This is a genomic window from Pseudomonas sp. P105 (assembly GCF_032614175.1).
Lineage (GTDB): Bacteria > Pseudomonadota > Gammaproteobacteria > Pseudomonadales > Pseudomonadaceae > Aquipseudomonas > Aquipseudomonas rhizophila.
Genome location: NZ_CP126693.1, coordinates 2,100,657 through 2,110,420 on the forward strand (window position 1 = coordinate 2,100,657; position 9,764 = coordinate 2,110,420).

The 9,764-nt window shown below is 58.6% G+C and carries 14 protein-coding genes; 8 read left to right on the forward strand and 6 right to left on the reverse strand.

The genetic code is table 11. The annotated features are described in order from the left end of the window. Positions 1–29: 29 nt before the first annotated feature. The 6 genes from QOM08_RS09400 to QOM08_RS09425 form a co-directional block, all read right to left on the reverse strand. The gene (locus QOM08_RS09400; protein WP_316912870.1) at positions 30–359 is read right to left on the reverse strand and encodes a pyocin activator PrtN family protein; all 330 of its coding nucleotides are present in this window, start codon (positions 357–359) and stop codon (positions 30–32) included. Continuing rightward, positions 352–531: a hypothetical protein gene (locus QOM08_RS09405; RefSeq protein WP_135846618.1), complete on the reverse strand. Its 180-nt coding sequence runs from the start codon at positions 529–531 to the stop codon at positions 352–354. The genes QOM08_RS09400 and QOM08_RS09405 overlap by 8 nt, the downstream gene beginning before the upstream one ends. Continuing rightward, positions 518–802, reverse strand: coding sequence for a phage antirepressor KilAC domain-containing protein (locus QOM08_RS09410; RefSeq protein ID WP_316912871.1), 285 nt, complete (start codon positions 800–802; stop codon positions 518–520). The genes QOM08_RS09405 and QOM08_RS09410 overlap by 14 nt, the downstream gene beginning before the upstream one ends. Before the next feature lie 10 nt (positions 803–812). Continuing rightward, positions 813–1,397 (reverse strand): hypothetical protein, encoded by a 585-nt coding sequence (locus QOM08_RS09415; RefSeq protein ID WP_316912872.1) that lies wholly within the window; start codon positions 1,395–1,397, stop codon positions 813–815. Then, positions 1,394–1,570: a hypothetical protein gene (locus QOM08_RS09420; protein ID WP_316912873.1), complete on the reverse strand. Its 177-nt coding sequence runs from the start codon at positions 1,568–1,570 to the stop codon at positions 1,394–1,396. The genes QOM08_RS09415 and QOM08_RS09420 overlap by 4 nt, the downstream gene beginning before the upstream one ends. 76 nt (positions 1,571–1,646) lie before the next feature. Beyond that, on the reverse strand, positions 1,647–2,357 hold the full coding sequence (locus tag QOM08_RS09425; protein ID WP_316912874.1) for an XRE family transcriptional regulator: 711 nt from the start codon (positions 2,355–2,357) through the stop codon (positions 1,647–1,649). Between the two features lie 102 nt (positions 2,358–2,459). Here QOM08_RS09425 and QOM08_RS09430 point away from each other — a divergent pair, with 102 nt between their 5' ends. The 8 genes from QOM08_RS09430 (at position 2,460) to QOM08_RS09465 (ending at position 9,760) form a co-directional block, all read left to right on the forward strand. After that, entirely contained in the window at positions 2,460–2,684 is a 225-nt protein-coding gene (locus QOM08_RS09430; protein ID WP_135846614.1) for a helix-turn-helix transcriptional regulator, read from the forward strand. 328 nt (positions 2,685–3,012) lie between these two features. Further along, positions 3,013–3,531 carry a phage regulatory CII family protein gene (locus QOM08_RS09435; RefSeq protein WP_014339658.1) on the forward strand — a complete coding sequence of 173 codons (519 nt, stop codon included), beginning with the start codon at positions 3,013–3,015 and terminating at the stop codon, positions 3,529–3,531. Next, positions 3,524–3,751 carry a TraR/DksA family transcriptional regulator gene (locus QOM08_RS09440; protein ID WP_014339657.1) on the forward strand — a complete coding sequence of 76 codons (228 nt, stop codon included), beginning with the start codon at positions 3,524–3,526 and terminating at the stop codon, positions 3,749–3,751. The genes QOM08_RS09435 and QOM08_RS09440 overlap by 8 nt, the downstream gene beginning before the upstream one ends. Beyond that, a complete protein-coding gene (locus QOM08_RS09445; protein WP_316912875.1) occupies positions 3,741–5,960 on the forward strand; it encodes a VapE domain-containing protein in 2,220 nt (739 codons plus the stop codon). Before QOM08_RS09440 ends, QOM08_RS09445 begins: the two co-directional genes overlap by 11 nt. Continuing rightward, a complete protein-coding gene (locus tag QOM08_RS09450) occupies positions 5,953–6,312 on the forward strand; it encodes a hypothetical protein (protein WP_188251253.1) in 360 nt (119 codons plus the stop codon). Before QOM08_RS09445 ends, QOM08_RS09450 begins: the two co-directional genes overlap by 8 nt. 536 nt (positions 6,313–6,848) lie before the next feature. Next, positions 6,849–7,190: a phage holin family protein gene (locus tag QOM08_RS09455; protein ID WP_135846610.1), complete on the forward strand. Its 342-nt coding sequence runs from the start codon at positions 6,849–6,851 to the stop codon at positions 7,188–7,190. Positions 7,191–7,302: 112 nt separating this feature from the next. Further along, complete coding sequence (locus QOM08_RS09460) at positions 7,303–7,827, forward strand: terminase small subunit (RefSeq protein ID WP_316912876.1); 525 nt, start codon at positions 7,303–7,305, stop codon at positions 7,825–7,827. Further along, entirely contained in the window at positions 7,808–9,760 is a 1,953-nt protein-coding gene (locus tag QOM08_RS09465) for a phage terminase large subunit family protein (protein WP_316912877.1), read from the forward strand. Before QOM08_RS09460 ends, QOM08_RS09465 begins: the two co-directional genes overlap by 20 nt. Positions 9,761–9,764 lie beyond the last annotated feature (4 nt).

A 9,764-nucleotide genomic window follows, 5' to 3' on the forward strand; every position in this document is an offset into this window, starting at 1 on the left:
TAGTTTTGGGTGGCTGGTGGTGACAGCCTTTACGGTTGGGTTTCTTCAATTGCGTCGGCGTGGGTCTTCGCGTGGACTTCGTCGGCCTTGTACGCCTGGATGTCGATGAGTGCAGCGACGTGGCGGATGTGTGCGTACCTCAAGGCCTTACGACTACCGTCCAGGGTCGTAACTGGAAGCTGTATGCGTCCGCTGTTGATCTCCGCAGCAAATCGCTCAGCGTTGATGTTGCGGAAGTACTGCACGCGCAGCTTTTCGAGGGGGATAAGCACGTCGCCGAAGGTGCGATACAGCAGCTCGATGGTGGCCGTCTCTGGTGCCGGCATCAGGCGCAGCGGATTTTGAGGCTGGTTACTCATGAGGTTTTTGGCTTTCCATGTGTTTGTGTCGGGCTGGGTGGTTCCAGGCATTCAGGCAGTGGCGTTTGGTCAGCTCGCGCAGATGCTCCGGCACCTCAAGAAGCGCGGCGTTGCGCTCCTCTCGGGTGCGTAGGGCGATGATCTGGCGGGCGTATTCCCTAGGCCACGTCACGGTTGTCTGCCGGGATGGCAGGAAGGTCGAGGCCCAGTTGCTCCGCTAGCCATGGGATGCCGGCCTGCCGAACTCGTGTCGATTGGCTGTACTGCATGCCCAGTGTGTCGTGGTACCAGTTGCTGTCCTTGACCCGGAGGTATTCACGGTCGCGGACGGGGAACGCTGGCAGGTTGCGGTTGGTGAGCAGACCCTTCTCACGCATGAGCTTGATCAGGGCGGGCCGGGTCAGGCCAAAGTGCTTGGCGGTCTTTTCGAGATTGCGCTCCATGTCGGACCTCCTAAGCAGCGTGCGCGGCAGGTGTCGCCAGCGCAGCCAGGTGGTTGATGGATTCGCAAACCTGCTCGTACATCTCGGCGTCGTTGCCGTACAAGGTGAAGCACTTGGTACGCGGGCTTTTGACGCCGATGCTCATGACTACGGTGATGCCCGAGCGTGTACGTGTTCGGTGCACGGCGAGCCGGATCGGCAGTTCAAAGCCCATGTCCAGGTCGATAAACCCACCTGTGGAAACCAGTCTGTAAACCTGTTCCCGCTGCTGGCTACTGAAAGCGCCATACTCGCGTTCAGCATGGCGTTTCGGCTGGGGTTCGCCTGTCAGGTCAGAAGGGCCGTTGATGACCTCCTCAATGAAGTCGGCGAGCTTCAGGTGAGTTTTTTTGGTGTTGGGCACGGTCAGTGTGTGGCGCTCTGAGCCCAGCTCAACGGTGAAGGTGCTGTCGGTCTTGTTGCGTTCAACTTTGAGCCGAAACGCCAACACATCGCGTCGATACAGTCGCCGAAGGGTGTGATTGAAAGTCCCGCTCAGGTTCACCTGGGCGCTGAGCAAGGTCAGTGTGCGGTTGTCGATCAGAAATTTGCTCATGCTGCCCGACCTCCGTCGTTTGGATCGAAGGAAGTCAGTGCGGTACGGGCGTGTTGCTTGGGTTTAGACGGAATGAAGGTGCAGCCGTAGATGCGGGCCAGGCGCCTTACTTCGAAGATGCGGGATAGGTCGGCAACAGCCGGATGGACGTGCAGGGATGCTGTGGTGTGCATGGTTTTGCCTCGCTCTGTGGTGGAAGAGTGAGGCAAATATCACGTGTTGTGTTGATTGTGTCAACACGTACTGTGATTATTTTTGAGGCTCATGCGTGAAGCGTGATGATTTAAGGATGCCACCAACCAGATGGACCTTCATCACTTCGTGCTGGTCCAGGTGCAATGGACTATGGTCCTGATTGACGCTATCGAACCGATACACGCCTTCACGTAGATAGATGAACTCCTTGATCATCGAGCGGCCGTCATAAGTCTGAACCATGACTTCATCGCCGGTAACATAGGCCTTACTCGGTTCTATCAGGACGTATTCTCCGCTTTTGATTCGCGGATGCATGCTGTCGCCGATGACCCTCAAGCCATAAGCATTTGGGTCATCGCTGAAAATATGCAGGTAGCCATCACCGTGACCTACCGGGAAGTCCAAGGCTTCAAAATAGCCGTCCATCCCTAGTTTCGCTGTGCCTACCACTGGCACCACTCCTGTCTTGGCGGGGCCTATCAGCCTTGCCGCCCCATCTGAAGAGTTCGATACAGCTATCGACGCATCTTCATGTCCTGCTAAAGCCGACTGTGTTGAGTTCGTGCCGCTTATGAGTTCTGCCACCGTCACCCCCAATGCAGGGGCTAAAAGGGCAAGGTCCATCAGGTTTGGCTCCCTGAGATCGCTCTCATAGTTACCTATTCGAGATTGAGACGACCAGCCACAGACCTCCGCTAAGGCCTTCTGGCTGATGCGTTTCTGTTTCCTAAGTCGCTTGATGCGTGAGCCTAAAGTATCCATAGGGATTTTTTATCACGTAATGAAATATTTTTTTCTCACTTATCGTGTTGAATAAATCACGTAATGTGTTTATTCTCTGCACTGACTAGAGGAGTCAATTCCATGAATAACATCGCTCGCCTCAGGAAAGAGGCACAAATAAAGCAAAGAGATCTGGGGCAGGTACTGGGTTGGACGCAGGCTCGATTGAGTAACTACGAGTCAGGTAATCGGATGCCTGGGTTGAGTGATTGTCGCGCCATAACGGCTGCACTGAATCGACTCGGGGCTACCTGCACGCTTGATGATGTGTTTCCTCCGGAGCCTGTCCTGGCCCGCGCAGCTTAGAAAAAAGGCGACCCAAAGGTCGCCCAGTTCCTCCCGGCACGCACCACCACAGCGCTGTCGGGTCGCGATAAAGATAGGCGGGCACACCACATGCAAACCACCTCTCTTTATCGCGCTTTCCCAAGGCTCGGAAGCCTTGGTGTTGCTGCCTTTTCCACCACAGATTGGGCAGCTGTTGCGCCAGGGGTGAACAACGGATTGTTCGCCCCGGCACGGTGCCGGTATCGATCCCTAAGATCTAGCCGGCGTTTGGGCCCTTTCAAGCCACGCGGCAAATGTATCACCACTGCATGTCGCGCGGCACTGGCAACTTTTAAGGATTAATGCCATGAGCCGAATCGCTCTGAGTTGTGTTGAACGAGCACAGCGGGAAGTCCTGCCGCTCGATCTGGCGCTTTACCATGCCGCACGGGACTACCCAGGCGGCGCCGCTGCAATCGCCGCCACCACCGGCCGAAACCCCACCACGCTGCAGCACAAACTGTCCCCCACGCATCCCAGCCACTCGGTAAACATTCAAGAGTTTGGCGAGATCCTCGAGCTGACAAAGGACAGGCGCATTCTGGATGCGGTGCATGCCTTGGTCGGCGATACGATCTGGCATGAGCTGTCTGAGGTGTACACCACTGACATGCCCGAAACCCTGACCATCGGTCTTGCCGAGTATTTTCGCCAGGTGGCCGATCTGGCCGACACCTGGGCTAAGAGCATTGGCGATGGGGTGGTCAGCGATCACGAGCTGGCCGCGATCCGCCTGCAGGTGTTTCGAGGTATCCAGGGGCTGCTGGGCTTGTTCAACCGCGCCACGTACGTCAACCAGACAACGCGGGGTGACGGCCGTGGCTGATATTGCTGATTTTGCCAATGACTTGGTGCAGGAGCGCATCGATCAGGCGCTTGCTGCGCGCAGTGCGTTCAAGCCGGCGTTGCCTGGGCATTCGTTGTTGTTCTGTGAAAGCTGTGACGATCCGATCCCCGAGGCACGGCGACTGGCACAGCAGGGCTGCACGCAGTGTGTGAACTGTCAGTCCATCGATGAGATGCGGGAGGCTCGTCATGCTCGATGACGTGCTGAATCAATTTGCGGACTTCGGTCTGGAGCCCGCGCAGCCGCTGATTTACGGCAAGCTGACTCGATGCAAGACCGCTCTGGATAAGGGCAAAGAGAAAAACGGCTGGTACGTTCTGCACGAGCACCACACCGAGAAGGGCGAAACCTTGATCTTCGGTGCGTTCGGCGACTGGCGTACAGGGGAAACGCACAAGATCAAGGTGAAGCCCGGCCGGATGACACCTGAAGAGCGTGAAGTCATGCGCGCTCGTCAGGAGGAGGCCAAGCGCAAGGCCGCCGAGAAGGCTGCCAACGCTGCCCGTCGAGCGGCTAACCGTGCTGCTGGTTTATTCAAGCGGATGCCCGAGAAGGGTCGTAGCGCCTATCTGGATCGAAAGCAGATCGTAGGCCTCGGCGTTCGTTATGCCCCGCGCTCCGGCGCGGTTTTGGTGCCCATGCAAAACGCTCGGGACCAGATCGTCGGACTGCAAGTGATATTCCCCGAGAAGCAAGAAGACACTGGCCGCGACAAGTCTTACTGGCCCTATGGGATGGCGAAGGAGGGAGCCTTCCACCTCATTGGTCCGCACCCTGAACCGGGCGAGCCAGTGTTGGTGTGTGAGGGCTACGCCACCGGTGCAAGCCTGCACATGGCTACCTCGTTGACGGTCGCCATTGCCTTTGATGCGGGCAACCTCATGACGGTCTCCAAGGCAATGCGCGAGCGGTTCCCGGGGCGTCCACTTATCATCTGCCGGGATGATGACTGGAAAACCAAGCGCCCAAATGGCGAGCCCTGGAACCCAGGTGAAGAGAAAGCCAACAACGCTGCAACGGTTGTAGGTGGTCAGGTAGTCGGCCCTATCTTTTCGGGGGAGCGAGAGGACAAGTGGACTGACTTCAACGACCTGCACTGTGCTGAAGGATTGGAGGCGGTGCGCCGCCAGGTTCTGGCGGTGGTCAAGCCACCTGCAGCGGGTGGCTGGAAAGACCAGTTGGCCCGCACGGAAAACGGCATGTTGATCGCGCACATGCAAAACGTAGAGCTGATCCTGGGCAACGACGAACGTTGGGCCGGTGTGATTGGCTTCAGTGCGTTCAGTTCCAAGATCGTCAAGCTGCGTGCTGCCCCGTATGGCGGCGGTGTCGGCGATTGGGCTGACATTGATGACATGCTGGTCATGAAGTGGCTCGCGCAACAGTACAACCTGCGGGTCAAGGCGAGCAGCGTTATCGAGGCTGTAAGTGTTGTTGCACATGACCATGCCTTTCACCCTGTTCGTGATTACCTCAATGGCCTGGAGTGGGATCGGGTACCCCGGCTCGACACCTGGTTGACAGACATCATGGGCGTGGCCCCGACGGATTACAGTTCCAAGGTGGGTAAGCGCTGGATGGTCTCGGCGGTCGGCCGGGTGATGCAGCCGGGCTGCAAGGCTGACTCGGTGATGATCCTCGAAGGCGCGCAGGGTGCCGGTAAGTCCACGGCCATGTCGGTGCTGGGAGGTGCCTGGTTTATGGATACCCCCTTCGCCTTGGGCGACAAGGACGGGTTCCAGGCAATTCGCGGCAAGTGGATCGTTGAGCTGGGTGAGCTGGACAGTTTCAACAAGGCCGAGTCCACCAAGGCGAAGCAGTTCTTCTCGGCTTCGACGGATACCTACCGCGAGAGCTATGGCCGCAGAACGATGGACGTGCCACGCCAGTGTGTTTTCGTGGGTACGACGAACCAGGACGAGTACCTGAAGGATGCCACGGGCAACCGGCGTTATTGGCCGGTGGCATGTACCAAGGTCGACCTGGAGCAACTGCGCGAGATCCGCGACCAGCTGTGGGCCGAGGCGATGTTTTGCTATCAGTCCGGCGATATCTGGTGGGTCAACCGGGAGGAGGCGCCATTGTTCGCTGAGGCCCAGGAAGAGCGCTTTGTGGTGGACGAGTGGGAAGGCCCCATCCTGACTTGGATCGAGGATTATCAGGTTGGAGAGACGGCGACCGGCACCGACATTCTATTGGGCGCTTTGAAGCTGGACTACGGACATTGGGGCAAACCTGAACAGATGCGTGTTGGAGCGATCATGCACCGGTTGGGTTGGCGCAAGGTCCGGCTATCAGCATTGCCTAAGAGTGGCGTGCGGCCCTGGGGTTACAAGAAACCACAAGATTGGGGCAGTGCATCGAACCTGAAAGTGCGGCCGGTCGAGGAGCCTTGTTTCGATGATTAAGGAGATTGATGCACGGCTGCGCAAATGGGCCGAAGAGCTGCACAGCGACCTAAGTGCCGGCGGGCTTGCCGGAGGGAACATGGTTGCCATGATGATGGAGAGCAATGGGCAATTGATTCGAGGTCGACGTGCGTTCCGGGCACCCTTGGAGGGTTCGCTGGATATCGAGCTGATCGTGACCAAGCATCTCGATACGGTGCATGAACAGATCGTGCGGGAGCATTACTGCAACCAGGACTCCGACATGCGCTTGAAGTATGCCCACTGCGGCTGCGGGCGCGACACCTACTACCAGCGCCTGCACGACGCGCACCTGTGCATATATGGGCTGTTGATGGGGATCGCTGCTTGATCCTTTCTGCGTCTGTGGCTGTCCAACCGGCTCGCCTTGTCCCACTGTTGTTTGATGCAGTTGGACAAGCGCGGGCCGCGCTGTTGTTGAGCTGTCCTACTGTCCAACCTTCCCGCATGTCCCGCCCATGTGTGAGCGTAGCGGGAGCGCATACGCGCCCATGGCGCGCACGCGTGCCCTTAGCTTTTTCTCTTTACGGGAGAGAAGAGGAAATAAGGTAGGACAGCGGGGCAGGCCCCGATTCTAGGCGCCTGTAGCTGTCCTACTTCGACAAAGGATAGTGGGACAGGAAGGACGGCGCCAAAGGCGCTGGAAGCCGCCATAACTATGCCCCGCCGCGCATTACCCGTGCATTACCCACACATTGACCTTGCGTTGACCCCTTATTGATGGGGTGGCATTAAAACCGGCTTGCTGCCACCGGAATCGACCTGTAAAAAGTACTCATCTTCGATAGGTGCGACCGCATAAAGCGGCAGGCACTACACACCAAACCCGGCCCTTGCGCCGGGTTTTTGCGTTTAAGGGGCGGGGCAATGACGAACGAACAGCAAGCACTGGCAGAGATGCCGATCTGGTTAGTGATTCTCCTGGCCTTGGTTGGCGGCGTATCGGGGGAGATGTGGCGGGCCGACAAGGACGGGGCGCGGGGCTGGGCATTGCTGCGGCGCCTCGCCCTTCGATCCGGTGCCTGTATCGCCTGCGGGGTGACGGCGATGATGTTGATGATCGCCGCCGGCATGTCGATATGGACGGCGGGCGCCTTGGGATGTTTGACGGCGATGGCCGGCGCCGACGTTGCGATTGGCCTGTACGAACGCTGGGTAGCGAAACGATTGGGTGTCACCGAGGCATCAAGCAACGCGGGGCAGGGGTAGGGGTATTTTCTGGGTCCTCCCCTTGGCCCGCCCCCTACACGGGTTACCGAACTCGCGGATTCCCTGCAGCTGAGTTTTTTGCAGGGATGTCCGTCTTTTCAAGGGGTTAGCGATGGGAAGAACAGTCAGAAAAGCCGAGTTGAGCGAGATTGTCGGCCGCGATGAACGCACGCTGACCCGTTGGCAGAACGACGGCATGCCGGTAATCGAGTTCGGCCTGGGCCGGGGTAACGAAAACCAATACGACACCGAGGCGGTGATCCAGTGGCTGATGCAACAGGCCGCCCTCAACGGCAAAAAAGAATCCTCCCGTGACCGGCTCGACCGGGTCAGAGCCAATCGTGAAGAGCTGGCGCTGGCCAAGGATTTGGGCGAGGTCGTAATCGCGGCGGATCTGATCGGACGCTTCGAGGCAATGATCACGGCAGCCAAAGTCGAGCTGCTCAATTCATTTCCGGATGAGTTGGCGGAACAATTGTCGGCGCGCTACGGCGTTGAAGTTGACGAGCGTTTGATCGCCGACCCCATCGAAACCATCCTGAGGAGGCTGTCAGACTATGACAAGGATGATGCCCAGTCAGATGGAGATTCTGACGAACCGGACGATCCGGAGGGCCTTGAAAAAGACGGCGATTAACGCGCTGCGCGGCGCCTGCCGGAAGTGGGCACCGCCGCCGCGCATGAGCATTATCGAATGGGCGGAAAAATACCGCTGGCTGGCGCCAGAAGAGTCAGCCCGCCCCGGCAAATATCGCTTCAACGTCACGCCTCACCTGACCTGGCCCGGCGGCCCTCTGGAGGCGCTAGATGATCCGGCGGTCACCGAGATCGTAGGCCGCAAGTCGGCGCAGGTTGCCTGGACATCGGGCGTTCTGGGTAATGCCCTGGGCAAGTGGATCGACATCGATCCATCGCCGATCCTGGTGCTGTTTCCCAAGGCCGAAGCCGCCAAGCAGTACGTGGGTGAGAAGCTCGAACCCATGATTGAGGCGACTCCACGGCTTCGCAAGAAGGTCGACTTGCGTAGCCGCAAGTTGCAGCAGCGCCAAGACTTTAAGCGCTTCCCTGGCGGTTTCCTCAAGATGGTGGGCTCCAACAGCCCGGCCAGCGTGAAATCTACACCGGTACCGCGTGTAGCCATTGAAGAGCCCGACGACTGCAACCTCAACCTGCGCGGGCAGGGCGACAGCATCAAACTGGCCAAGGAGCGTCTGAAAACCTTTCGCCGTTCCAAGATCATCATTGGCGGCACCCCAACGATCAAAGGCCTGTCGGCCATTGATGCGGAGCTGGAACTGTCGGACAAGCGCATCGGTTTGGTGACATGCCACGAATGCGGCCAGGAACATGCGCTGAGCTTTGACAACCTTCACTGCGATGAGGACCCGGAGTATCACCACGAGGTCTACGGCAAAAAGCGGCCAGAGAGGGCGTTCTATTCGTGCCCACATTGCGGCGCGATTTGGGACGACAACCAGAAGAACGCCAACCTCAAGCACGGACGGTGGCAGGCCACGGCTGAGTTTCGCGGCATCGCTGGCTACATCCTCAATGAGCTGTACGCCACCTTTTGGGGGTCGCGCTTCCAGGCGTTGATGGAGAAAAAGCTGCAGGCCGAACACGCTGCGGCGCAAGGCAACATCGGTCCGATGATCGCCTTTGTGAACAGCTCCAAGGGCGAAAGCTACGAGTACCAAAGCGACGCGCCGAAGACTGATGAACTGGAGAAACGGGCCGAGCCCTACGCCGAGCTGACAGCGCCAAGGGGCGTGTTGTTGGTCACCGTGGGTGTGGACGTGCAAGGTGATCGTCTGGCGTTGGTCATCACCGGATGGGGGCGCGGCGAAGAGTCCTGGCGGCTCTATTGGGGCGAGTTACACGGCAACCCAATCGACCCCCACGACAGCGTCTGGCAGGAGTTGGATCGGGTCATCGCTCAGCCAATCCCTACCGAGGGGGGCGCGCACCTCGCGGTGTCGGCGGTCAGCATCGACAGCTCGGACGGTAATACCAGCGATGCCGTTTACAGCTATGTCCGTGATCGGCAGCGCTTCAACATCATGGCGATCAAGGGCGCGTCGATTGACAGCCGCGACAAGGAAATCTTTACCAAACCACCGCAGTCTGTGGACACCTCCCAGGACAACACCAAAGCGGCGAAATATGGCCTGCGGGTACACATCGTTGGCACGCACAAGGCCAAGACGCTGATTGATGGTCGTCTCCGCTTGAAGGGTGTCGGACCGGGACGCATGCACTGGTACAGCGAGATCCGTTCGGATTACTACGAACAGCTCACCAACGAAGTGCTGGCGCCGCATGCGCGTAACCCCAGCAAGATGGTCTGGCAGAAAAAAGCCGGGCGCCGCAACGAAGCCCTGGACTGCGAGGTGTATGCCCTGCACGCCGCACGTAGCTTGAAAACTCATCTGCTACGTGACCATGAGTGGGACCAGTTGGAACAGCAACTGATGCAGCCAACGCTGTTCAACACCGAACAACCGGTCGCACCGGTACCGCGCCGAGTAGTCGCTCGTGGGCGGGGCACCCGCAGTAGAGCGGGCTATTAAGGAA

What these genes read in the sequence shown, in the direction of transcription:
- QOM08_RS09420 (WP_316912873.1), bottom strand. Translation starts at nt 1,570, where the DNA reads ATGCACACCACAGCATCCCTGCACGTCCATCCGGCTGTTGCCGACCTA.
- QOM08_RS09400 (WP_316912870.1), bottom strand. Translation starts at nt 359, where the DNA reads ATGAGTAACCAGCCTCAAAATCCGCTGCGCCTGATGCCGGCACCAGAG.
- QOM08_RS09455 (WP_135846610.1), top strand. Translation starts at nt 6,849, where the DNA reads ATGACGAACGAACAGCAAGCACTGGCAGAGATGCCGATCTGGTTAGTG.
- QOM08_RS09450 (WP_188251253.1), top strand. Translation starts at nt 5,953, where the DNA reads ATGATTAAGGAGATTGATGCACGGCTGCGCAAATGGGCCGAAGAGCTG.
- QOM08_RS09445 (WP_316912875.1), top strand. Translation starts at nt 3,741, where the DNA reads ATGCTCGATGACGTGCTGAATCAATTTGCGGACTTCGGTCTGGAGCCC.
- QOM08_RS09460 (WP_316912876.1), top strand. Translation starts at nt 7,303, where the DNA reads ATGGGAAGAACAGTCAGAAAAGCCGAGTTGAGCGAGATTGTCGGCCGC.
- QOM08_RS09425 (WP_316912874.1), bottom strand. Translation starts at nt 2,357, where the DNA reads ATGGATACTTTAGGCTCACGCATCAAGCGACTTAGGAAACAGAAACGC.
- QOM08_RS09415 (WP_316912872.1), bottom strand. Translation starts at nt 1,397, where the DNA reads ATGAGCAAATTTCTGATCGACAACCGCACACTGACCTTGCTCAGCGCC.
- QOM08_RS09410 (WP_316912871.1), bottom strand. Translation starts at nt 802, where the DNA reads ATGGAGCGCAATCTCGAAAAGACCGCCAAGCACTTTGGCCTGACCCGG.
- QOM08_RS09435 (WP_014339658.1), top strand. Translation starts at nt 3,013, where the DNA reads ATGAGCCGAATCGCTCTGAGTTGTGTTGAACGAGCACAGCGGGAAGTC.
- QOM08_RS09430 (WP_135846614.1), top strand. Translation starts at nt 2,460, where the DNA reads ATGAATAACATCGCTCGCCTCAGGAAAGAGGCACAAATAAAGCAAAGA.